We start from the raw sequence: 23,877 nt of genomic DNA, 5'->3' as shown, positions 1-23,877 counted from the left end.
TTTTATTTTTATTCTAATTACTATTTCTATTCTTTTAAATCTGCTTGATTGGCATTTTCGTTTTTCTTAAAGCAAGAATTTTTTTACTTCACAATATTATCCAGCCAGGTAAAAGCGACCAGCATAAAAATGATTGCGATTAATACATCACCAATGTCGGTAACAACAAAAGGTCCTATTAATCCTACCAGTAGGATCAGACTACCATAAATCATTGCAAAGTATCTACTTCTTTTCCCGTCTCTTAAAAACGAACTGGGTAATGGAACCATAGTACATAGGCTTGCCAGACCTATCGCGGCCAAATAGGCAATTCCCGTGGCATAGAAAACCGAACCGGCAATTAGCGCTGTAATCACAAGAGAGAAAATGGCAATACCGCTAAACTTTTCATTCTGATCCAAAAGGTATTTTCCATTTTTGTCCAGAGCAAGAATGGCATTCGAGATGGGATCTATCATCCAGCTTCCCAGAGCAAATAAAAGATATGCAATGATCAATGGGACTGCCAATACAGACAGGCCTGCTGCACCCAGTAGTTTTACGGACAAACGATAGACCAGATAAATACCAATAATAAAGATCCATTGATTTTTGCCTTGTTGCTTCGAAATCCAGAACGCATATTTTAAATGTGCACGGAAAATGAAATTTTTAGCTTTAATAGCTGTACTCATTCCGCTGCGGGCATATTCATTGTTTGGATTGAGTTGTAAAGCCATTCTAAAATGTTCCATAGCTTTCTTATGATCGCCGTGCTCTAAAGCAACCCAGCCTACATTGGCATGTGAAAAACTATCCTCAGGATTATCATAAAGTATATTTTCAACGGTCTCGCCGGCTTCTTCCTTACGATCCAATTTGGTTAGAATCTGTGCGCGCAGGTTGAGACAATAATTGTTTTTAGCGTCAATAGAAAGCCCGTGATTAGCCAGGTCGAGTGCTTCTTCATACTTTTTCTTATCCAGAAGAAGTCCGGCTTTAAAACCAAAATAGTCTGCTTCTTCAGGATCCATAGAGATCGCCTCATCGATAAACGACAGGGCATCGGCATCCTGATTACGCTGACTGGCAATACGCGCTTTTATAAAGAAAATATCCGGTTGATTGGGGTCTTGCGCTAAAAGCTCGTTGGTCATTAATTCGGCACGATCGTATTGCTTTAGATTGAAAAAACAAAGCATCAGGTAATAGCGAGCCGTAAAGTCTGCCGGATTTTCGCTTAGTTGTTTAACCGCTTCTTCATAGCGGCCCAATTCAAATAGGGTAATACCTCTGTCTACAGCTGAAGCCATTATTTTTTAATTTTTAAGAAATGTAAGACTTCATCATAAAGTCCCGCGTCATTGGCGTAAAGCGCATAATTTTTAGCCGATGAAAACCATTCTTTGGTACTGGGCTTAACTTTTTTAATCGCCTTTAATAAGTCTTTGGTGCTTAGGGGAGAAGGGATACCTGATTCAAATGATTGTTCCAGTTTTTCTTCAATAGCCACATCAATTACTGCCTGAATATCAGCTCCCGAAAAATCTTTTGACGCCTTAGCCAGATTGGCATAATCAATACGCTCAACGGGTTTATTGGAAAGGTGTATTCTGAAAATACTCTCCCGCGCAGCCTCATCCGGAGGTGACACAAAAATGATACGGTCAAATCTTCCGGGGCGTCTAAATGCGGGATCCAGATGCCAGGGCGCATTGGTTGCTCCTAAAACTAAAATCCCGTCGTTATCTGAATCTACACCATCTAATTCTGAAAGAAACTGATTGATAACCGTGCGACCCGAAGATTTATTCATATCGTTTCGGTTGGCGCCCAGCGCGTCAATTTCATCTATAAAAATCACGCAAGGCTTATTGGCCCGCGCAGTTTCAAAAATCTCGTGCAGGTTGCGTTCGGAACTCCCAATCCACATATCGAGAATTTCATTGATACCTACATTGATAAAATCTGCGTTGATTTGCCCTGCAGTGGCTTTTGCCAGGTGGGTTTTACCGCAACCGGGAGGGCCGTACAACAGGATGCCGCCGCCTATTTTTTTGCCGTAGGCCTTATAGATGTCCTGATGCAGGAGCGGCTTAATGATTTTGAGATCGATTTCCCTTTTGATATGATCCATCCCGCCAACGTCTGAAAATCCCACTTTGGGCTTTTCTATAAAACTCAGGGCATCCTCATCGGTAAAATTGGAGTTGGTCGACGTTGTGGCATTTTTGAGTTTTTCGTCAAATTCGGCATTGGTATATCTAGTGTCAATGCTTAGTATTTCCTGATAGATATGCTGAGCATCGCGTAGTTCGCCCTGATTGATATAGCAGTAACACAGCAGCTCCAGTGCTTCTAGAGATTTTTGTTTTGCCAGTATTTCTTCGAGCAGAAGTTCGGCTGCGCCAAATTTTTCCTGACGGAAGAAACAGGTGGCTAAATTGTATTTTGCATCCTGATGTTGAGGTTCTTTACCTAAAATAAACAGCAGATGCTCTTCTGCTTCTTGGGTATTGCCATTTTGCAGGAAAAGTTTGGCAATTTGTAAACGCAGCGGAATGTTTTCCGGTGAAAATTTTAAGGCTTCTAATAAACTTTCTAACATAATAGCAAAATAATTGGTGTGTTACACCCACTCTCTGGGGTTTTCTAAAACGTCGACCAGCTCAGCTTCCGGACTTCCGGGAACGGGATGATGGTCGTAGCGCCATTGCACGTGCGGGGGCAGACTCATCAGGATACTTTCAATCCTTCCGTTTGTTTTGAGGCCAAAAAGGGTGCCTTTATCGTGAACCAGATTGAATTCTACATACCGGCCCCGGCGCACTTCCTGCCAGTCACGCTCTTTTTCGCCGTAGGCTAGATCTTTTCGCTTCGCTAGAATAGGCACATAGGCATCCAGAAAACTGTCGCCTACCTGAGTGACAAAATTATACCAGTCCTGCATAGACCGCTCTTCGGTGGCTTTGAGGTAGTCAAAAAACAAGCCGCCTATTCCCCGCGCTTCACCGCGGTGGCTGTTGTGAAAATACTCGTCGCAACGGGCCTTGTAATGCGGGTAAAAATCGGGATCGTGCGCGTCGCAGGCTGTTTTGCAGGTCTGGTGAAAATGTACCGCATCTTCTTCAAAAAGGTAATAGGGCGTTAAATCCTGCCCGCCGCCAAACCACGAGTCGACCAGCGTACCGTCTTTTTCAAACATCTCAAAATAACGCCAGTTGGCGTGAACTGTGGGTGCATAGGGGTTTTTGGGGTGTATAACCAGGCTGAGACCGCAGGCAAAAAAATTAACATCCCCCACTTTAAAATACTGTTGCATTGCCGGCGCGAGCGGGCCGTGCACTTCAGAAATATTAACGCCGCCTTTCTCAATCGCCGCACCGTTTTCAATCACACGGGTACGCCCGCCGCCACCTTCCGGACGTGTCCAGAGGTCTTCTTTAAAGCTTGCAACCCCGTCAAGTTCTTCCAGTTTTGAGGTGATTTGATCTTGTAAGTTCTTGATATAGCTTACAAACTGCTCTCTCATGCTTTATTTTTTAAGGATGTAAAGCTCCATGTCTTTTGCTTTACCGCGTGCCGGTTTAAATTCGTTTTCAAGGGTGCTGTCCCATACAAAGCCGCTGCGCTGGGCTACACTGATGCATTTTTCATTACTGCTGTGCGCAATGATTTTGAAGGTCGAAATCTGATGATTGATGTACCCAAAGTCTGAAACGCGCTCTACCGCCTGAGTGATCCATCCGCGACCGTGGAAGCGTTTGTCCAGGCAATAAGCAAATTCACCTTCAGCTTTTTCAGAATCAATTTCTTTTAGAATGACTAATCCTGCCATTTCGGGGTGAATGGTCGTATTTAAAGCAAAATGGAAGGATTTTTTGGCTTCCGAAAGCGCGATGGCTTCTTCGATATAGGCCTTTGAGGCTTTTATCGTTTTGGTTTTTTTAAAGGTTTCAGGAAAATAGGTCTTAAAAATATCCTTATTGCTTTTAAAAAGGGTATTAAGGGCTTTGGCATCCTCAGGAGTGAGTAGAGCCAGGTTGAATTCAGTTTCTGTGGTCATCAGGAGAAACAGTTTTTTGGTCTAACAATTCGAGCGTGGTTTTGCTGGCGGCTGTTACCGAAATGGGCAAAACCAAAATAATACCCACAACCGGGATCAGTAAAAACAGCATAAAAACAATGCCGTTGCCTATCGCATAACCCCGATGGCGTTTTACAAAGTTAACGCTTTCCCGATACGGAAAATGCCGTTCGAGGGTGTAATCCATATTTCCAAAACCGGCATAATAGGCCTGAATCAAAAAAAGAATGGCTGTGGCTGCGATCCCTATTACGGGAATGAGGCTTAGAATCAAAAACGGAATACTAAGCAAAAGTTCCCACACCAGATTCCTTAGGTTGATTTTAAGACCGCGCACAAGTTGGCCGGCGTTTGAGGTATTTCTGTGCTGATGCACTCCGCTGTAAAAATGAGCTTCCAGTTTTTCAGAAACCGGACTCATAAAGGGCGCAGAGAATGCCATAATGAGGTGTTTATAGGCAATAAGTCCCAGAGCGATGATGATCAAAGCGCCTACGATGGTACTGAGCGCAGCCACGGTTTGTGCACCCCATTCCCAGATCCACAACTTGGAGATCAATGCCCCGATATTATCTGAAAGTCCCCAGGCGGTTACCCCAATGAGCAAGGCAGTAAAAAAACTAATCGCCATAGGGATGGCAAAATACTTCCAGAGCCTGAGTTTGCTGATGAGCCCGAGGCTGTCTTTATAGGCTGCGAGGCCTTTAAAAATAGATTTTATCATTCTTCTGAAATATAGACCAGACGCTTTCGATTTTGATGCGCTTCTTCAGGTGCCGAAATGCGGATTGCTTTTTCGGCTTCAGTTTCCAAAAACTGAATCACTTCAGCTTCTGTAGCCTGCACATAGTGTGGTAAAGCTTCGATACCAAAATGGTTGTTGTGCAAATCCATCTCCCGATCAAACGTCGTATTCACAAACAATTCTTCGTGTAAATTAGTGAATTTTAGCGCCCAGTCCTGCGCTTTTTTTACATCTGAAGTTTTGCGATAGGCGGCTTGCCCTAACAACATCGCCCATAAGGCATGGCGAAAGGCATTGGCCTTGTTGCTTTTATGATGCGTTTTCCCGTACGTCGCCGTAGCAACCTGCATTGCTTTTTTAGAAGCTTTGATGCTGAGCGGAATATAAAAAGGTCGCGTGGCAAAAAGCCGGGCAAGTTTAAAAAGCTGAGGAATGCTCAGGGTTTTTAGCGTTGCCCAGATTCTCATCGTTGGGCTTTGTATTCTTTTACCGCTTCAATAAACGCACCTGCATTTTCAAGTGGAATATTCGGTAAAATCCCGTGGCCCAGGTTTACGATGTATTTGTCCTTGCCAAAAGCGTCAATCATTTCGGTAACCATACGCTTGATTTCGCTCGGGGGCGAAAAGAGGCGTGTAGGATCAAAATTTCCCTGAAGCGTAATGTTGCCACCGGTTAAATAACGGGCATTCTTAGGGCTGCAGGTCCAGTCAACACCCAGTGCCGAAGCACCACTTTTAGCCATTTCGCCCAAAGCAAACCAGCAACCTTTACCAAAGGCGATCACCGGAGCCTTGTCTTTTAAGGCATCGATGATTTGCTGCATATACTGCCAGCTGAATTCCTGATAATCTGTGGGCGAAAGCATTCCGCCCCAGCTGTCAAAAACCTGTACGGCATTCACGCCGGCTTTAACCTTTTCTTTGAGATACAGAATCGTGGTATCTGTTATTCTCTGAAGCAGGGCGTGTGCAGCTTCGGGCTGAGTAAAGCAAAATTCTTTAGCCAGATCGAAGTTTTTGGAGCCCTGTCCCTGTACGCAATAGCACAGAATGGTCCAGGGGCTACCCGCAAAACCGATCAACGGAATCTCGTCGTTGAGTTTTTCTTTGGTCATCTTGATGGCCTCCATCACATAGCCCAGGGTATCGTTGATGTCCGGAACGATCACACGATCTAACTGCTCCATAGACCGAATGGGATCTGGCAACCATGGGCCCACGCCGGGCTTCATTTCTACCTCAATATTCATCGCCTGCGGAATAACCAGAATATCACTAAAGAGGATCGCTGCGTCCATCCCGTAACGGCGTATGGGCTGTACGGTGATTTCGCTGGCCAATTCGGGAGTCTGGCAACGGGTAAAAAAGTCGTATTTAGCCTTGATTTCCTGAAATTCGGGCAGGTAGCGACCGGCCTGACGCATCATCCAAACGGGCGGGCGTTCTACGGTTTCGCCTTTAAGTGCTCTTAAAAATAAATCGTTTTTGATCATAATTTCGGTATCATCCCGAGTAGGGTCGGGAGGTTCTTATTTTAATACTTTTACGGCTCTCGCGATCACGCTTTCAATCGTGGTGGCGTTTGCAATCGTATACTGGTCTGTATGTTTTTGAACTTCGTTTGCCGTGGTTTGACCAATACAAACTGCAAGTGTATCTTTTAAATCGTTTTGTTGCGTAAAGCTCTGCACTCCGCTCGGACTAAAAAACAAAACGGCGTCAAAATTTTGCTCAAATTTTTTATCGTTTAAGCCGGTTTGATACACTTCAATCTCCTGAAAATGGATCTGGTTTTCGTTTAAAATTTGAGGCACTACATCTCTTCGCTTGTTGCCGCAAAAAAAACAAAAATGCGCGTCTTTGTGGTTTTTTGCGATAAAATCGGCTAAATCTGCTGCGTTTTGAGCGCTTTTTGCCACGTTGAAGCCATTTTTTAAAAGTAAAGCTTCGGTTTTGGGGCCTACGCAATAGCACCTCATCCCCGGCCCTTCTCCCGCCGGAGAAGGGAGCTTTGAAAGATTCGCTAGCTCACTTTTTTTAAGGCGAACTTTGTTTAGAAAAGCCTGGACTGCATTTTTGCTGGTGAAAATGAGATTTTCTAGTTGCTGCGGAAGGTCAAAATCAAGAAAATCTATGTGTATCGCATCGTATTCAACCACGGAAAAACCGGCTCCCAAAATCAGGTTCTTTTGGGAGACTGAAAGTCGCTTAGTAGAAAGAATACTTTGCATCGAGGATGAGGGTTAAAGTTCTTTCTTAATAGTTTCCATCAACTCGCGGCCACCGCTTTCAAGGATTTTGAGTGCGCACAAAGCGCCAAAATCCTGAGATTCACGTACCGGAATGGCTTCCTCGATTTCCATTTTTTGGCTTCCGTCAAGACTGAAAAGGGCTCCGTGAAAATGAATGTGTTCATCTTTGATTTTTGCATAAGCGCCAATGGGTGCTGTGCAACCACCTTCCAGTTTTCGCAGGAATTCGCGTTCTACGCGTGTGGCGAGTTCGGCATTTTTGTCGTTGAGTTTGGCACAGGCTTCCCTGCAAAACGAATCCTCCTGCATCACCGCAATTACCATCGCACCCTGAGCCGGTGCCGGAATCATCCAGTCGAGCACAATATGATTTTCGGGTTTGAGGTTGATGCGCTCCAGGCCTGCTTTCGCAAAAATGGCTCCGGCCCAGTCGTTGTCGGCTACTTTTTGAAGACGGGTATTGACATTGCCGCGTAAATCAACAACCTGATGCTTCGGGTATTTGTGTAGCCATTGGGCTTTGCGTCGCAAACTGCCTGTGGCAATGGTAGTCGCATCTTCAAATGCAGCTTCGGTTTTTTCGCCCTTAAAAACAAAAATATCTTCCTGTGCCGCGCGGGGTAAAACCGCTCCCTGAAGGATGCCTTTTGGCAATTGCGTGGGCACATCTTTCATAGAGTGTACCGCAATATCAACCGTACCGTTAATCATTGCCACATCGAGGGTTTTCGTAAAAATCCCGGTGATGCCCAGTTCGTAAAGCGGTTTATCCAATATGAGATCGCCCGTAGATTTAACCGAAACCAATTCGGTTTTATAACCCAGTTTGTTGAGTTGATCCTGCACGGTATGGGCCTGCCAGAGCGCGAGTTCGCTATCGCGGGTGCCTATGCGTATGGTTTTTGCCAAAGCTTAGTTGTTTTGAAGATTGAACACTTTTTGAATGAGGTCCAGACTTTCGGTGCTGGTAAGGTCCTCGGTTTTTAAGTGTTTTGCAAACTGTGTGGTAATTTTCTGAATGATGCGCTCGCTGATGATCTCGGCCTGTTCTTCGTTAAAATTGGCGATTTTGCGACGCTGATTGTCAATCTCACCGGCTTTCATATCGGCCAGTTTCAATTTAAGTGCTTTAATGGTAGGAGCAAACTGGCGCGTGGTGAGCCACTCGTAAAACTCCTCTTTAATTTCATCAATGATCGCCTGTGCCTGAGGCAGCTGTTTTTTACGGCGGTTAAGCGTATCGTTTGTGATTTGCGAAAGTTGGTCCAGATGCACCAGGCTCACGCCTTCTACTTCCTCCACATTCTCATTTACATTTTTCGGAATACTCAAATCCAGAATTAGCAGCGGCTTTTTGAGGTATATCAATTCCCTGGAAATCGTGGGTTTTTGCGCACCGGTTGCGACGATAAGCACGTCTGCAGCTGCGATTTCAGATTGGATATCTGCGTAATCTTTAACGATAAGGTTAAACTTACCCGCGATTTTTTCGGCTTTATCTTTGGTGCGGTTGATGAGCGTGATGTGATCGTTTTGGGTGTGTTTGACCAAATTTTCACAGGTATTACGCCCAATTTTTCCGGTGCCGAAAAGCAAAATGTTTTTTTCGGAAACAAAAGGAACCCGGGATAAAATATACTGTACCGAAGCAAAACTCACCGAAGTAGCCCCGCTTGAAATATTCGTTTCGTTTTTGATACGCTTGCTGGCCTGAATAACGGCATTGATGAGGCGCTCCATAAACGGATTGACGAGTTTGAGTTTTTTCGCTCTGCGAAAGCCATTTTTTAACTGACTGATGATCTCAAAATCTCCCAGAATCTGGCTGTCGAGACCGGTGCCCACTTTAAACAGGTGTGCAACCGCGTCTTCGTTTTTATAGAAATAGGAAACGGCCTCAAATTCTTCAATCGTGCCGCGGGTATGCTCGCACAACAATTTTACCAGATCGAGCGGCTCCTGAGCAAAACCATACAATTCGGTGCGGTTACAGGTAGAAATGATGCTCAGACCTTCAATTCCCTCTTCTTTAGCACGAAGTAAAATTTGATCCTGAATTTTGGCATCCACAGCGAAATGCCCGCGTGTTTCGGCATCTGCTTTAAGATAGCTTAAGCCAATGGCGAAAAAATCCCCGGGATAAGCCGGATAAAAATGTCGTTTGCCGTTTGTATTCATAAGATAGGCTGCAAAAGTATTCTGTGTATGTATTAAAAAATAACGCTGGAAGCATGATTTTTAACGATGCCTGAATAAAAGCGGTGTTTTTTGACTAAAATGCTGAAAAAGGGCTAATTTAGTGGGGTAATTCGATTTTTATAAAATCGGTTTGTTTAGAATAAATCTAAATAATAGACGAAATTTACAGGATGGAAACTTTAGAAAATAACGCTTCAGGTTTATACCGGGAAACCCGTATTGAAGAAGGGTTTTTTATTTTAAAATTTAATAATGAAACCGCTGAAAAACAGGTGGTCACGCGGCAGGTAGACAGCAGCTACATTCAGTTTCATTTTTGTGCCAAAGGGAATTCGTTATTTCTCTTTAATGAAGGCAATTACCGTTTGCCCTTAAGTGAAGAACACTCGCTTTTACTGTACAATCCGCAGCGGGATTTACCCATAAATCTGGAAATCGCACCCGAGACCTGGGTGATTTCGGTATTTATTTCGATCAAAAAATTTCACTCCCTGTTCTCCCGTGAAGCCGATTTTATAACCTTCCTCAGCGATGAAAACCGGGATCGCAAATATTATAAAGACGGATTGATCTCGCCTTCGATGGCGATTGTGCTCAACCAGTTGATGAATTACAATTTGCATCCTTCTGTCAAAGCCCTGTACTTTAAAGGCAAAGCTTATGAGTTGCTGAGTCTGTATTTTAACCGCCCATCAGAGGCCGACACCGAGCAATGTCCGTTTCTCGTAGATGAAGACAATGTGGCTAAAATCAAAAAGGCCAAGGATATCGTGATTGCCCGTATGGCCGAACCGCCCTCTCTGCAGGAGCTGGCAGATGAGATCAACCTGAGTTTAAATAAACTTAAGGAGGGCTTTAAGCAGATTTACGGCGATTCGGTTTACAGTTTTTTATTCGACTATAAGATGGAAGTCGCCCGCCAACTGCTCGCCAGCGGTTCGCATAATGTAAATGAAGTAGGGCTGAAAATAGGTTATAGCACGGCCAGTCATTTTATCGCGGCTTTTAAAAAGCAATTTGGTACCACACCCAAAAAGTACGTTCAATCTTTAAACTAAAATTAAATGCTATGAGAACACTGGGACTGCTGTTAACAATCGCCATCCTGATGCTGAGTTGCAATTCGGCTCAAAAACCCTTGTCAAAAGGCACTAAAAATGTGCTGGTTTTTACAAAAACAAATGGTTTTAGACACGCATCCATAGAAACGGGAGTGGAGACGCTTCGCGAAATCGGTCGCGAAAACGTTTGGGCGGTACAGCATTCTGAAGACTCGTTGATTTTTACGCCTCAAAACCTGAAGAATTTTGACCTCGTGGTGTTTTTAAGCACCACCGGTGATATACTGGGTGAGGAGCAGCAGGAAGCATTTAAAAATTATATGGAAAATGGGGGTAAGTTTTTCGGGATTCATGCTGCCAGTGATACCGAATACGGCTGGCCATGGTATGGGGAATTTATTGGCGGGTATTTTATGAGCCATCCCAAAACCCAAAAGGCAACTGTGGTTAAAAAAGAAAAGCATCCAACGGTTGCGATGTTTCCGGAGCGTTATGAGCGCACTGATGAATGGTACAATTTTAAAAACTTAAGTCCTAATGTACACGTCACACTCACGCTTGATGAGTCTTCTTATGAAGGTGGTGCAAACGGGGATTACCATCCGCACGCCTGGTTTCATAAGGTAGGTGAGGGGGAAATGTATTACACCGGCGGCGGCCATACAGAAGAGGCCTATGCCGAGCCGCTGTTTAGAAAACACCTTGAGGAGGTGATGAAGTGGTTGATGGAGTAGGATACATAGGCATTTGCAAAAATAGCATCCCTCCAAACCTACCTTCAAAGGAAGGGCTTGGGGGAATGAATGTTATAACTTTTCTAAATAATAAAAGTGTAAATTTAATACTCCTAAATACCTAAGCTATGGATCTGGATGTACGGAAATATAAATTTATAAAAGAGCTTTTAAGGGTCGAAAGTGATGATGTTATGGATAAGCTGGAACGTATTTTGGGTCAGGAGCGCGATTACGCAGAAGAACTTTACCCGGAGCACAAAGCAGAATTAGACCGGCGTCTTAAAGCATATGAGAACAATCCGCAAGACTTCTTAAATTGGGAAGAAGTCAAAAAGGACTGGTAATGAAATACCGGGTCATTTTACTTCCGAAAGTACTTGAAGATTTAAAGGAAGCCAAGAAGTGGTATGCTACCATAAATCCCACATTAGCAAAAGATTTTAAAATACAGGTCAATAAGGAAATAGATTATATAGCTGAATTTCCCGAACACTATCAACGTAGGTATAAGGAATTAAGGCAATCCCTGGTCGCTCGCTTTCCATACTCCATTTTCTATTTAGTGCAAGATGACCAAAAGCAACTTGTTGTTTTCGCGGTTTTACATTTTCGGAGGAACCCCGAGTTGGCACGCAAACGAATAAAATAAATTTTCCCAATAACTCCTTGCAGAACCCTTATCACTTTTGCTTCCTAAACAAACGATAAGTCGTAATTTTAGCACTTAAAAAAGGAAACGATGAAAAAAGGAGTACTTATGGTCAATCTGGGTTCGCCAGATAGCACAGACCCTAAAGACGTAAAAAAATACCTTGGTCAGTTTTTAATGGATGAGCGGGTAATCGACTTTCCCAAGTGGGCAAGAACCTTGCTCGTAAAAGGAATCATTCTTAATACCCGGCCAAAAAAATCGGCTGAAGCTTATTCAAAAATTTGGTGGGAAAAAGGTTCGCCGCTTATTGTTTTAAGTGAAATGCTTCAGGAAAAAGTGGCTGATAAGGTTGATGTTCCGGTGGCTTTGGGAATGCGTTACGGCACACCGTCTATGCTTGATGGTTTAAAAGAGCTGGATGAGCAGGGCGTTGATGAGGTGTTGATCATACCCTTGTATCCCCAGTTTGCCATGGCAACTACAGAAACTATTCTGGTCTTAGCCGAAGAATTACGCAAGGAGCACTTTCCGCATATGCGTTTTTCAGACATTCCTGCCTTTTACAACAAGCCCGAGTATATTGAGGTACTTTCCAACAGTATTGACGAAAAAATAAAGGATCTTGATTACGAGATGCTGGTTTTCAGTTATCATGGGGTGCCCGAACGACACATTCGTAAGAGCGATGTGACTAAAAGCCATTGCAAGATAGACGGCAGCTGCTGCAAGACTGCATCGGCGGCACACCAGTTTTGCTACCGCCATCAGTGTTACGAGACCACGCGGCAGGTGGCTGAAAAGCTCAATCTTAAAGAAGGCACCTATTTTACCTCGTTTCAATCCCGCTTAGGTTTTGATCCCTGGTTACAGCCCTATACAGACCGAACCATAGAGCGTTTTGGTAAGGAAGGTATTAAAAAAATGGCGATTGTAACTCCGGCATTCGTAAGTGATTGCCTCGAGACCTTAGAAGAAATCGCGATGGAAGGCGAAGAAATTTTTCACGAAGTGGGCGGAAAAGAATTCACCACCATTCCCTGCCTGAACGACCGCGACGACTGGGCGCACGTAGTAGCTACCTGGATTAACGACTGGGCACTGGTTGAAGCCTCAAAAGCGATTGCATAGCCGGTATTTAGTGTCAAACTGAGCCTGTCGAAGTTTAAATTTTAAAACGGTCTTCGACAAGCTCAGACTGACCAATTAGTAGCAAACGCTGTTCACCATATACATTTATAAAATTGCTCAAACCCAATAAATCTGAAGCCTTAGGAAGCCAACCCATCGCCGGCCTGTTGATCAAACAGGCGGTTCCCGCGTCAATCGGGATTCTGGTGATGTCCCTCAATATTCTGGTTGATACCATTTTTGTGGGCAACTGGATCGGCAGTATTGCCATTGCGGCGATCAATGTGGTGCTTCCGGTGTCCTTTTTTATCGCGGCTTTGGGGATGGCAATCGGGATTGGCGGTTCTTCGATTATTTCGCGGGCTTTGGGTGCCAATGATTCGGGCAAAGCCCTTAAAACCTTTGGCAATCAAATCACGATTACCCTGTTGCTTACGGTAAGCATGGTGATTTTAGGTCTGGTTTTTATAAACGATCTCATTCCGACTTTCGGCGGAAAAGGCGACATTTTTGAACCGGCTAAAATCTACTATCGTATCGTCTTGTACGGCGTGCCCGTATTGGCTTTATCGATGATGGGAAACAACGTTATTCGGGCCGAAGGCAAGCCTAAATTTGCTATGATCGCAATGATCATTCCTTCAGTGGGGAATTTAATTTTAGACTACATTCTCATCAATTTGCTGGATATGGGAATGGAAGGTGCCGCCTGGGCAACCACAGCCTCCTACATTTGCTGTTTCTTTTATATTCTCTGGTATTTTTTAAGCGACAACTCCGAGTTAAAAATAGATGTCGGTCATTTTGGTCTCGATTTGCCCATTCTCAAAGAAATGTCTGCACTGGGCTTCGTGACGCTGGCCAGACAGGCGGTGGTGAGTGTGACCTATTTGTTGATGAACAATATTCTTTTTGATCTTGGCGGCGAGGCATCGGTCACCGTTTATGGCATTATTGGCCGAATGCTCATGTTTGCCTTGTTCCCGGTTTTGGGAGTAACGCAAGGTTTTCTGCCAATTGCAGGATACAATTACGGCGCAAATAATTATTCCCGCGTTCGCGAAAGCATTAAGCTTGCCATCACCTATGCGTGTGGCGTTGCCTTGTTGATTTTTATAGTCATTATGGCCTTTCCGGAAGCTATCGTTTCGGTATTTACTCAAGACGAAGCGGTTCTAAAAGATACGCCAAACGCCATGCGCTGGGTGTTTGCTGCTGTTCCCATTATTGGGATTCAATTAATAGGTTCGGCGTATTATCAGGCGATTGGCAAGGCGATTCCGGCATTGCTCTTAACGCTCACCAGACAAGGATTTTTCTTTATTCCGTTGGTGCTTATTTTACCCAGGTATTTTGGAGAAATTGGTGTTTGGATTTCCTTTCCCATTGCAGATACGTTATCAACAATTATAACAGGCCTCATTTTAAACAGGGAAATTCGAAAGACCTTGAATTAAAGCACTGCTTTTATTTAATCTTGACTATTCATTTTAAGCAGTGCTGCTTAGGAAATGATTTCTGAAGTAATCAAGTTAAAAATGCCAGGCTGTGGGAATTGGTTTTTTAGTATTTTAGAAACAGATAATGAGGGTTAATTAAAAAACTTAGAGACAGTACGTGAAACGGAAATTTAAACTTTTTTCGGTTTTTAGAAATTTGAAGCCTGAAAAGGTAACTGCTATTGCCGCTATATTTATAAGTGTCTGCGCACTGGTCACTACGGTTTATCAAACTTATATCCTGGAGCAACAAAAGCACGCGGCCGTATGGCCCAGATTGACTCTGCTACACAGTTGGTCAACTGGCAAATTAGGATCTCATTATCGCATCACCTTAGAGAATGTAGGGATTGGCCCTGCGCTAATTGAAGAAGTGAAAATTAAATACAAGGGCGACACCGATTTTCAATCTCTGGGCGACCTGGCTATTCGTATTGCTAATACCGGAAAGGTGGCCGATTCTGTTGCGTATTATGATCACCGGGATGTGTTTGAAGATATGGTAATTCCGCAACAGGATAAATGGGTTTTGCTTGAAATAATTGATGATCAGGCGGTAACTAATTTTGTTGAAGCGATCCCGGACCTCGATATACAGATTATTTACGGCTCGCTGTATGGCAAGAGGTATCAGGTTTCTTATCCCCTGGTTGATCATAAAGAGTTAGATTGAAATTACATCAAATCTTAATACGAGTCATCAACTTAACTTTTGTACCCGCTATTTCCTCTGGCGTGAAACCCGTCAGAATCTGGAAACCGTAGCCTAAACCGAGAAATGCTTATCTTAGTTTGCTACTAACTAAGTTTTTTCGATCATGCACATGTTTTTACGCGGCGTTGTTTGCGCGCTGGTTTTTCTTTCTACTTTTTCGTTTCAGGCTCAGGATGTTGATGAGTCTTTATATTCCGCTTTAGAATACCGACTTATCGGTCCGTTTCGCGGTGGCCGAAGTGCCGCAGTTACAGGCGTTCCCGGCAAGCCCAATCTGTTTTATTTTGGCGCTACCGGCGGCGGGGTTTGGCGTACCAAAGACGGTGGTCGTTCCTGGGAAAATATTTCTGATGGCTATTTTGGCGGAAGCATCGGCTCTGTCGCTGTAGCGCCCAGCGATCACAACATTATGTATGTGGGTGGGGGCGAAAACACGCTGCGCGGAAATGTTTCTTCCGGTTACGGAATGTGGAAAACTACAGACGCCGGTAAAACCTGGGAGCAGGCCGGCTTGCCCAAAAGCAGACACATTTCAAAAATTGTAATCCATCCCGATAATCCCGATGTGGTTTATGCCGCAGTTCTGGGAGATATCTATAAGCCCACACAAGAACGCGGAGTTTACAAATCTACAGACGGCGGTAAAAGCTGGAATAAAGTACTGTTTGCTACCGAAGATGCCGGTGCGGTTGACCTTACGTTTGACCCTAATAATTCACGGGTTTTGTATGCTTCTACCTGGCACAGCCGAAGAACTCCGTATAGCTTTATAAGCGGAGGTGCGGGTTCAGCCTTGTGGAAAAGTACCGACAGCGGCACCACATGGAAAGAGATTTCAAAAAATGAAGGCTTCCCTCAGGATACCTTAGGAATCATCGGCGTAGCCGTTTCGCCCGTAAATTCAGAGCGTGTTTTTGCAATGGTTGAAAATAAAGACAAAGGCGGCCTGTACCGAAGCGAAGATGCCGGTGCCACCTGGAAACTCATCAACGACGACCGAAACTTACGTCAACGTGCCTGGTACTACACCAAAGTTTACGCAGATACCGAAGACGAAGATGTGGTTTACGTGCTTAATGTAAGCTATCACAAGAGTACCGACGGTGGTAAAACCTTTGAACCCAACAACGCTCCTCACGGCGACCATCACGATTTGTGGATCGCGCCGGAAGATCCTATGCGTATGATAATGGGTGACGACGGTGGCGCGCAGGTAACCTACGATGGTGGCGAGACCTGGAGCACGTACCACAACCAGCCCACCGCGCAGTTTTACCGGGTGACTACAGACAACCAATTTCCGTATCGTATTTATGCGGCACAGCAGGATAACTCTACCGTTCGCATCCCGCACCGTACAGATGGGTATAGCATCACCGAAGAAGACTGGGAAAGCACCGCTGGTGGCGAGAGCGCCCACATTGCGGTAGATCCTGAGAATCCCGATATTGTGTATGGAGGTAGCTACGACGGCTTCTTAACCCGTGTCAATCACGAGAATAACAGCGTACGCTCCGTTTCGGTATGGCCAGACAATCCCATGGGTCACGGCGCCGAGGATATGAAATACCGCTTTCAGTGGAATTTCCCCATTATGTTCTCGCGCCATAACCCTGATGTGCTTTATACTTTCAGCAATCACGTGCATAAGACTACCAATGAAGGCCAAAGCTGGGAAGTAGTCAGTCCCGATTTGACTACAGACGATAAGTCGAAGCAAAAATCTTCGGGCGGACCTATTACACAGGACAACACTTCCGTAGAATATTACTGTACCATTTTCGCAGCTAATGAAAGTCCGTTGAAAGAAGGACTGTTATGGACCGGTAGTGACGACGGACTCGTCTACGTAACCCGCGACGGAGGCGAAAACTGGGAAAATGTTACGCCTAAAGGAATGCCCGAGTGGATGATGGTCAACAGCATCGAGCCTTCGTATTTTGACGAAGGTACCTGCTACATTGCGGGCACCAAATACAAATCGGGTGACTTCGCGCCCTATTTATACAAGACTACCGATTACGGTAAAAGCTGGAAAAAAATCACAAACGGCATCGCGCCCGAGCATTTTACTCGCGTGGTACGTGAAGATCCCGAGCAGGAAGGTCTGTTGTACGCCGGTACCGAAACCGGGATGTACATCTCGTTTGATGCGGGAGCTAATTGGAAGCCTTTTCAGCTCAATCTGCCTATCGTTCCGGTTACCGATTTGGCGCTTAAAAACAACAACCTGATCGTTGCCACACAGGGACGCAGCTTATACATCATTGACGATCTGAGCGTACTGCATCAGCTGGATGGAAATACCAAAACCGGCGCGGTCAAATTATTTAAGCCGAAAGATACCTACAGGATGGATGGCGGCGGTCGCAAGTCCAATTCAGCGGGAACCAATCATCCTTCCGGCGTGATGACCTATTTCTATTTACCGGAATACGATGCGAAAAAAGACAGTGTTGCGCTGACTTATTTTGATGCGAAAAACGATACGATCAAGTCGTACAGCACTAGAGGAGATAAAGACAAGCTGGAGGTGAAAGCAGGAGGAAACCAGTTTAACTGGGATATGACTTATGAAGGAGCAGAGCGCCTTCCCGGAATGATTTTATGGTGGGCCAGTACCGAAGGACCTAAGCAGATACCCGGCACCTACACCGTAAAACTGAATGTAAACGGAACGGACTACACACAACCCTACACTGTTGTGGCCGACCCGCGCTCGGAAGCGTCTCAGGCTGATATGCAGGCACAATTCGATTTTATAAACGACGTGAACAAAACCGTTGACCGTGCGCACAAGAGCATCAAGAAAATACGCAATATAACCGGCCAGCTCAGTGCTTTTGAGAAGCAATACAAAGACAACCCTGCGACCAAAGAACTGCGCGAAAAGTCTAAAACGCTTCGGGAGAATTTAGAAGAAATCGAAAAAGCCCTGTATCAAACCAAAAACCGAAGCGGTCAGGATCCGTTAAACTTTCCAATCCGTTTGACCAACAAGCTGGCTCATTTAAATTCGCTGGTGGGTATGGGCAATTTTGCACCCACCGATCAGGATATTGCGGTCAAAAACGAACTGACCAAACATGTGAATGACGAGCTGACTAAATTTGACCAACTCGTAAGCGATGAGGTTGCTGCGTTTAATAAGGCTTTTAACGAAATTAATCTCAATTACCTTTTTATTCAAAAGGATTAGTCCTTTTGAGGCTCCCCTCCTTGAAAAAGGAGGGGACACAATTTCGAGGAAATTGAGGGTCGGTTTTTACCCGCGCTGAGGATGTTTTTAGCTTAAAGAATCACTACACAATACGAAGGTGGTCGAAAATAAGCCTGTTTTTAATCTTAAAAAACCTTAATCAGTATTTAATATAGTTTTAAAGTCAATCATTTGATCTTAATTTGTATTTTTGATTGTAAATAAGATCATTTTATGATAAAGGAGATATCTAAAGAGCAGGTTTTAGACCGAATTAGGTTTGAGAATCCCTGGTGGGTTGATGGTCGTATCGAAGCAGATTATAATGAAATGCCCCGCAGGTTATATTTCGATCTTTTTAAACCTCTTGTTTACGAGAGAGAGATACGACGCGCTGTTGTTTTAATGGGGCCCAGACGGGTGGGTAAAACAGTTATGTTGTTTCATATGGTTGAGGATTTAATTCAAAACGGCGTAAATCCTAAAAAAATCATTTTTATCACTATTGAAAACCCTATTTATAACAACATGCCCCTGGAGCAACTGTTTAGCTATGCAAAAGAAGCTACAGGTTTAAAAGATAAAGAGGATTGGCATATAATCTATGATGAAATCCAATATTGTCGGGATTGGGAAGTTCATTTAAAGTCTTTAGTAGATAGTTATCGCAAGGATAAATTTATTGTTTCAGGATCTGCGGCTGCCGCCCTTAAATTTGCCAGTAACGAAAGTGGTGCAGGACGATTTACAGACTTTTTACTTCCACCCTTAACCTTTAATGAATACATTTCGCTTAAAGGATTAGACAGAATCATAACTACTACGACTTTGAAGTGGAAAGAGCAAAATACAGCATTTTATACTTCCTCACATCTGGTAGAGTTAAACAAACATTTTCTCGACTATATAAATTTTGGGGGTTATCCCGAGGTTATTTTTTCGGAAAAGATTCAGGCAAATCCGGGAAGATACATTAGACAAGATATTGTAGATAAGGTATTATTGCGAGATTTACCCAGTTTGTACGGTATTAGTGACACCAGAGAGTTGAATTCATTGTTTACCACCATCGCATATAACAGTGGTGGTGAATTTTCTCTTGAAACCTTAAGCAAGCAATCACAAGTACCTAAAAACACCTTAAAGAAGTACTTGGAATATTTGGAAGCTGCTTATCTGATAAAACAGGTAAAACGCATTGATCAAAGTGGTAAGCGTTTTAAAAGAGATAACTTTTTCAAAATTTACCTTACAAACCCCTCTTTACGAAGTGCGTTGTTTTCGCCCATCACAAGTACAGACGAAATGATTGGCAATATGGTTGAAACAGCGATATTTGCTCAATGGATGCATCGGGAGTGGTTTACCCCCTGGTATGCAAGATGGTCCAATGGAGAGGTAGATATGATAGGGATTAGCGATTCAACCTTAAAACCCTTGTGGGCTTTAGAAATCAAGTGGTCAAACAGATATTTTGATAAGCCGGGGGAACTCAAGAGTTTATATAAGTTTTGTACTGAAAGTGATTTAAATTATCCAATTGTTACGACAATAGATAAGGAAGGAGAAAAAGAACACAATGGCCTGACTATTCAATTTCTGCCCGCTGCAGCCTATGCTTTTACGGTGGGAAAAAATAGTTTAGACCGAAAGAAAAACAGTTAAGAAATCTAGCCGGTGTTAGTTTGTTTACCATTTAAAACTACACAGCAATCTAATGGGTTAAAACACGAGAAGCCAAATTTTATGGAAGCCTATTACCTCTATTTTAAATCCCTGCACCTCATTTTTGTCGTGACCTGGTTTGCGGGCCTTTTTTATGTGCCGCGCCTCTTTATGTACCAGATTGAAGCTTCCGAAAAACCGGAGCCCGATCGCAGTATTCTGGGCAATCAGCTGGCTTTGATGACCAAACGCTTGTGGAAGATCATCACCTGGCCTTCCATGATTCTGGCGAGTGTATTTGCGTTTATCATGCTGCACATTCAGCCGGGTTGGCTTCAGGCGCCCTGGATGCAGATCAAGCTGGGGTTTGTGGTGTTGCTCTATGCCTATCACTTTAAAAATCATCAGATTTACAAGCAATTGCAGGCCGGTAATTTTAAATACACCACGCAGTTTATGCGTATCTGGAATGAAGGTCCTACCTTAATTCTTTTCGCAGTCATTTTTCTGGTTATTACCAAAAGCGCGACCAACTGGATCTGGGGACTGGCCGGTTTAATCGTGCTTGCTATCCTCCTGATGTTGGGCATAAAACTCTATAAAAGCATTCGCGATAAAAATCCGAATGCGTAACGGTCTGGTTTTTGATTAGCTTTAAAGTCATGAAATTTCACAAGCTTTCTCTTCGCCTGCGCATCTTTTTTGGGATGGTTTTTCTCATTTTGGGAGCCTCTATCCTGATAGGGATTATCAGTGTGTTGCAGTATAGGGAGGAGGCCAAAGATTACCACCGCGACCGCTTGCTGCGCAAAGAAGATCAGATACGGGCTGAGATTGATTACGTCCTCGACCAGACCACTTATGAGGTAAAGTCTGAAAACATTCCCCTGATTTTAAAGTTCAACTCAGACATCTACCGCATCGCAGACGTTCATGAGTTGCCTATAAATATCTACGATTTAGACGGTAACCTTTTGGTCAAGTCTAAAGAATCCTTTACCGAAGATACGCTCGAAACCCGCCTGAACCCGGGAATTCTCGACGGTCTCGCAAATACACCTACCAAGCGCTGGGTGGTGCCCTCCGAAATTGATGGGGTCAAATACCAGTCTTCCTACACCTACATCAACGACAACCAGTTTAAGCCGTTGGCGATTATGAATCTTCCCTACATTCAGGATGATGATTTCATCACCCGCGAGCTGGAAGAATTTTTACGCCGCCTGGCGGAAGGCTATTTGTTTATGCTGCTCATTGCGACGGCTTTGTCTTATTTTCTGTCGCGCTACATTACGCGTAGTCTTAAGACAATTAGTGATAAAATGATTGAAACCCGGCTTGATAAACGCAACCAGCGTATTGAGATTGAAGATGCCAGCGAAGAGATCAGCAACCTGGTCAAGTCATATAATGGGATGATAGACGAGCTTGAGAACAGTGCCGCCAAGCTGGCGCAAAGCGAGCGGGAAGCCGCCTGGCGGGAGATGGCCAAGCAGGTGGCGCACGAAATTAAAAATCCGTTGACGCCTATGCGGCTTACCGTACAGAGTTTTCAAATGCGCTTTGACCCGCAGGACCCCGACATTCGCAAGAAACTTGATGAATACAGCCACACAATTATTCAGCAGATAGATACGATGAGCTCTATTGCAGAGGCTTTTTCCAATTTTGCCAAAATGCCGGCGCAGCAAAACGAAACCCTAAATGTGGTTTTTGTGACCAAACTGGCGCTTGATATTTTTACCGAGCCCTACCTTACGTTTGCGAGCGATGCCGAAGAAATCACGGCAAAGTTAGACCGCACCCAACTGATCCGCGTGGTGACTAACCTGGTGAAAAACGCCATCCAGGCGACTGAAGATACCGAAGATCCCCGCATTCGCGTAGAGATCAAGAGCGAACCCGACGAAGTGTGTATTTTGGTTTGCGATAACGGACACGGCATTTCAGAAGAAAATGCGATCAAGGTCTTTGAACCCAAATTCACTACCAAATCCAGCGGAATGGGTCTTGGCCTGGCAATGGTTAAAAATATTGTGGAAACCTATAACGGAACCATTACTTTTACTTCTAAGGCAGATCGCGGCACCGTATTTAAGGTGACTTTTCCGCGTGTAGAAGAACACTAAAAACGCATCCTATGAATTTTGAAAATCTCATTTATGAAGTGGATGATCAACTGGCGATCATCACCATAAACCGACCTAAAAAATTAAACGCCCTCAATAAAGAAACCATTCAGGAGCTTCATGACGCGTTTGCGGAAGCCGATGCCGATGCAAACATAGGCGTCATCATCCTCACCGGAAGCGGGGAGAAGGCCTTTGTGGCCGGGGCAGACATCAGCGAGTTCTCTGATTTTGAAGAGGAAGAAGGGGCGATGCTGGCGCGAAAGGGACAAAAACTCCTTTTTGATTTTATCGAAAACCTGAGCACTCCGGTAATTGCAGCGATCAACGGCTTTGCGCTGGGCGGCGGTCTTGAGCTGGCGATGGCATGTCATATACGCATCGCGAGCGACAATGCCCGTATGGGATTGCCCGAAACCTCTCTGGGACTCATTCCCGGTTACGGCGGCACCCAGCGCTTGCCGCAACTGGTAGGCAAGGGCCGTGCTTTTGAAATGATCATGACCGCGAGTATGATTAATGCAGACCAGGCTCTGCAATACGGCCTCGTCAATCACGTGACCACGCAGGAAGAGTTGATGGCACTTGCCGAAAAAATCGCTTCAAAAATCCTAGACAACTCCAGCGTTGCCATTGCAACCGCGATACAGGCTGTAAATGCCGGTTTTAAAAACGGCGTAAATGGCTACGAAGCCGAGATTGAAGGTTTTGGCGCCTCCTTTGGTACCGAAGATTTTAAAGAAGGTACCAGCGCCTTTTTAGAAAAGCGCAAAGCGGAATTTCCGGGGAAGTAAAGGCTATGTCAGTCTGTCCCGAAACGTCGGGAGTCGAAGACCTATAATTTAAAAAACCGCTATTAAGCGGTTTTTGTGTTTAAATTTATATCAGGCTCTGATAATCAGTAATAAAAAATAGTGATTTCCGTAAATAGTATTTTAAACAATTATATTTGTTTAGAGGAGCCAATTCATGAAATACTTATTTTTTTTCATATCATTTTTTTTGTCCTTGAATCTATTTGGGCAAAAAGCGGAAATAGAGCAGCTCATCAATCAGGTAATTAAACTAGAAGTTCCTAACAATTTTGAATATTATTGTCTTGTTTCTAAAAGCCTTACACAAGGTTCAGATCAACAGCCTGTAGATTGGAGAAATTTTGATTTAGAGAATGTAAGATACTTATCTGAGGGAGAGTTTATCTCAGGCCCCGAGACTATAAAGGATGTATATTTTTACAAATACAACATTCCCGATGCTGAATATGATTCTATTTTAAAAAATAAAAAGCCAAAAACTCTTCACTTAAAAAAACGATGGTACTGGAATAAAAAGAGAATATGGAAAGAAGTGGTTGAGGCTTGGAAAGAAGACGAAGAAAAACATATTGAGGAACAGATATTTTACTCAATTTCGAAGCCTGTTTTTTCAGATGATGGTTCCTACGCAAAAGTTTCAATATTAAAACAGAAAAAATGTAAAGGAATTGAGTTTACAGGACTTTATAGAAACGAAAATGGAACTTGGATAAAAGAAAGGGAATACGATCATGTCAATTCAGTGAGAGTTATGACCCATTCAAATTGCGGAGAAGTAATTGTAGCTTATAAAAATTGAAATCGTAGTGCCGCGAACAAATCAAATAACCGAAACGCCTTTCATTTACCCAAGAACCAATTTTAAAGGGTAAAAATAGTTTAAGCCTTTATTCCAAAACAATTCTATAAACCGCTTACGAGCGGTTTTTTTGTTTTAAACAAGTCAGGACTTGATAATCAGTATTTAAAAGTAGTGATTTCCGTAAAACACAGTGGTAAACGGCTATATT

The 23,877-nt window shown here is 43.8% G+C and carries 23 protein-coding genes; 13 read left to right on the top strand and 10 right to left on the bottom strand.

Annotated elements, in window-relative coordinates; translation table 11 throughout:
• Nucleotides 1-83: 83 nt before the first annotated feature.
• From LLW17_RS05245 to hemA, 10 genes are read right to left on the bottom strand one after another with little or no spacing between them, the layout of a single operon-like run.
• Nucleotides 84-1,295 carry a tetratricopeptide repeat protein gene (locus LLW17_RS05245; RefSeq protein WP_228229211.1) on the bottom strand — a complete coding sequence of 404 codons (1,212 nt, stop codon included), beginning with the start codon at nt 1,293-1,295 and terminating at the stop codon, nt 84-86.
• Entirely contained in the window at nt 1,295-2,590 is a 1,296-nt protein-coding gene (locus LLW17_RS05240) for an ATP-binding protein (protein ID WP_228229210.1), read from the bottom strand. The genes LLW17_RS05245 and LLW17_RS05240 overlap by 1 nt, the downstream gene beginning before the upstream one ends.
• A gap of 21 nt (nt 2,591-2,611) precedes the next feature.
• Complete coding sequence (gene hemF / locus LLW17_RS05235) at nt 2,612-3,514, bottom strand: oxygen-dependent coproporphyrinogen oxidase (protein ID WP_228229209.1); 903 nt, start codon at nt 3,512-3,514, stop codon at nt 2,612-2,614.
• Nucleotides 3,515-3,517: 3 nt separating this feature from the next.
• Nucleotides 3,518-4,048: a GNAT family N-acetyltransferase gene (locus LLW17_RS05230; RefSeq protein WP_228229208.1), complete on the bottom strand. Its 531-nt coding sequence runs from the start codon at nt 4,046-4,048 to the stop codon at nt 3,518-3,520.
• Nucleotides 4,032-4,793 carry an EI24 domain-containing protein gene (locus LLW17_RS05225; RefSeq protein WP_228229207.1) on the bottom strand — a complete coding sequence of 254 codons (762 nt, stop codon included), beginning with the start codon at nt 4,791-4,793 and terminating at the stop codon, nt 4,032-4,034. Before LLW17_RS05225 ends, LLW17_RS05230 begins: the two co-directional genes overlap by 17 nt.
• Nucleotides 4,790-5,281, bottom strand: coding sequence for a DUF6973 domain-containing protein (locus LLW17_RS05220; RefSeq protein ID WP_228229206.1), 492 nt, complete (start codon nt 5,279-5,281; stop codon nt 4,790-4,792). The genes LLW17_RS05225 and LLW17_RS05220 overlap by 4 nt, the downstream gene beginning before the upstream one ends.
• Nucleotides 5,278-6,309 carry a uroporphyrinogen decarboxylase gene (gene hemE, locus LLW17_RS05215; protein WP_228229205.1) on the bottom strand — a complete coding sequence of 344 codons (1,032 nt, stop codon included), beginning with the start codon at nt 6,307-6,309 and terminating at the stop codon, nt 5,278-5,280. Before hemE ends, LLW17_RS05220 begins: the two co-directional genes overlap by 4 nt.
• A 36-nt stretch (nt 6,310-6,345) precedes the next feature.
• Complete coding sequence (locus LLW17_RS05210; protein WP_228229204.1) at nt 6,346-7,047, bottom strand: uroporphyrinogen-III synthase; 702 nt, start codon at nt 7,045-7,047, stop codon at nt 6,346-6,348.
• Between the two features lie 12 nt (nt 7,048-7,059).
• Complete coding sequence (gene hemC / locus LLW17_RS05205; RefSeq protein WP_228229203.1) at nt 7,060-7,977, bottom strand: hydroxymethylbilane synthase; 918 nt, start codon at nt 7,975-7,977, stop codon at nt 7,060-7,062.
• A 3-nt stretch (nt 7,978-7,980) separates the two neighbouring features.
• Entirely contained in the window at nt 7,981-9,246 is a 1,266-nt protein-coding gene (gene hemA / locus LLW17_RS05200; protein WP_228229202.1) for a glutamyl-tRNA reductase, read from the bottom strand.
• A 191-nt stretch (nt 9,247-9,437) separates the two neighbouring features.
• Between hemA and LLW17_RS05195 the strand changes: the two genes are divergently transcribed.
• From LLW17_RS05195 to LLW17_RS05135, 13 genes are all read left to right on the top strand, one after another.
• Nucleotides 9,438-10,325, top strand: a complete 888-nt coding sequence (locus LLW17_RS05195; RefSeq protein ID WP_228229201.1) for a helix-turn-helix transcriptional regulator — start codon at nt 9,438-9,440, stop codon at nt 10,323-10,325.
• Nucleotides 10,326-10,336: 11 nt separating this feature from the next.
• Nucleotides 10,337-11,062, top strand: coding sequence for a ThuA domain-containing protein (locus tag LLW17_RS05190; protein ID WP_228229200.1), 726 nt, complete (start codon nt 10,337-10,339; stop codon nt 11,060-11,062).
• A 128-nt stretch (nt 11,063-11,190) separates the two neighbouring features.
• Nucleotides 11,191-11,409 carry an addiction module protein gene (locus LLW17_RS05185; protein ID WP_228229199.1) on the top strand — a complete coding sequence of 73 codons (219 nt, stop codon included), beginning with the start codon at nt 11,191-11,193 and terminating at the stop codon, nt 11,407-11,409.
• Complete coding sequence (locus LLW17_RS05180) at nt 11,409-11,714, top strand: type II toxin-antitoxin system RelE/ParE family toxin (protein WP_099644369.1); 306 nt, start codon at nt 11,409-11,411, stop codon at nt 11,712-11,714. Before LLW17_RS05185 ends, LLW17_RS05180 begins: the two co-directional genes overlap by 1 nt.
• Nucleotides 11,715-11,804: 90 nt before the next feature.
• On the top strand, nt 11,805-12,845 hold the full coding sequence (hemH, locus tag LLW17_RS05175) for a ferrochelatase (protein ID WP_228229198.1): 1,041 nt from the start codon (nt 11,805-11,807) through the stop codon (nt 12,843-12,845).
• A 113-nt stretch (nt 12,846-12,958) separates the two neighbouring features.
• On the top strand, nt 12,959-14,302 hold the full coding sequence (locus tag LLW17_RS05170) for an MATE family efflux transporter (RefSeq protein WP_228229197.1): 1,344 nt from the start codon (nt 12,959-12,961) through the stop codon (nt 14,300-14,302).
• Between the two features lie 160 nt (nt 14,303-14,462).
• Nucleotides 14,463-15,017: a hypothetical protein gene (locus LLW17_RS05165; protein ID WP_228229196.1), complete on the top strand. Its 555-nt coding sequence runs from the start codon at nt 14,463-14,465 to the stop codon at nt 15,015-15,017.
• 151 nt (nt 15,018-15,168) lie between these two features.
• Entirely contained in the window at nt 15,169-18,258 is a 3,090-nt protein-coding gene (locus tag LLW17_RS05160) for a WD40/YVTN/BNR-like repeat-containing protein (protein WP_228229348.1), read from the top strand.
• Between the two features lie 234 nt (nt 18,259-18,492).
• Nucleotides 18,493-19,923, top strand: a complete 1,431-nt coding sequence (locus tag LLW17_RS05155; protein ID WP_228229195.1) for an ATP-binding protein — start codon at nt 18,493-18,495, stop codon at nt 19,921-19,923.
• 81 nt (nt 19,924-20,004) lie between these two features.
• Nucleotides 20,005-20,556: a CopD family protein gene (locus tag LLW17_RS05150; RefSeq protein WP_228229194.1), complete on the top strand. Its 552-nt coding sequence runs from the start codon at nt 20,005-20,007 to the stop codon at nt 20,554-20,556.
• Between the two features lie 29 nt (nt 20,557-20,585).
• Entirely contained in the window at nt 20,586-22,052 is a 1,467-nt protein-coding gene (locus tag LLW17_RS05145) for a sensor histidine kinase (protein WP_228229193.1), read from the top strand.
• An 11-nt stretch (nt 22,053-22,063) separates the two neighbouring features.
• Nucleotides 22,064-22,846, top strand: coding sequence for an enoyl-CoA hydratase/isomerase family protein (locus LLW17_RS05140; protein ID WP_228229192.1), 783 nt, complete (start codon nt 22,064-22,066; stop codon nt 22,844-22,846).
• A 175-nt stretch (nt 22,847-23,021) separates the two neighbouring features.
• Nucleotides 23,022-23,666 carry a hypothetical protein gene (locus LLW17_RS05135; protein WP_228229191.1) on the top strand — a complete coding sequence of 215 codons (645 nt, stop codon included), beginning with the start codon at nt 23,022-23,024 and terminating at the stop codon, nt 23,664-23,666.
• Nucleotides 23,667-23,877 lie beyond the last annotated feature (211 nt).

It is taken from the genome of Leeuwenhoekiella parthenopeia, from assembly GCF_020782115.1.
GTDB classification, from domain to species: Bacteria; Bacteroidota; Bacteroidia; order Flavobacteriales; family Flavobacteriaceae; genus Leeuwenhoekiella; species Leeuwenhoekiella parthenopeia.
The sequence above is the reverse complement of the archived record's forward strand: the minus strand, read 5'-3'. Positions and strand labels throughout refer to the sequence as shown.